The organism is Microbacterium sp. ER1, from assembly GCF_023383675.1.
Lineage (GTDB): Bacteria > Actinomycetota > Actinomycetes > Actinomycetales > Microbacteriaceae > Microbacterium.
This window is the reverse complement of the sequence record NZ_QCXO01000114.1, coordinates 1-229: the sequence shown is the minus strand read 5'-3', so window position 1 is coordinate 229 and position 229 is coordinate 1. Positions and strand designations below refer to the sequence as shown.

At 69.4% G+C, this 229-nt stretch carries 1 protein-coding gene; it reads right to left on the bottom strand.

Annotated features, from left to right (window positions below):
* On the bottom strand, positions 1-211 hold a 211-nt coding region (locus BV453_RS01985), incomplete at its 3' end, for an ATP-binding cassette domain-containing protein (protein ID WP_374209018.1).
* Positions 212-229 lie beyond the last annotated feature (18 nt).

Here is a 229-nt window from a genome sequence, read left to right as displayed (position 1 = left end):
CGGTGATCTCGATCAGCGGTGCCACGCCCTCGACGACTTCCACGGTTCCCTCGTCGGGCAGGACGACGCCGGTGACGAGTTTGAGCAGGGTGGACTTGCCCGAACCGCTGCGGCCCACGACCGAGACCCGGTCCCCCACGGCGACGTCGAGGTCGACGCCGGAGAGGATCGTCAGCGGCGGACCGTCGATGAGTTCGACCGTGCGGGTCACGCCGGCCAGGTGTAGGAG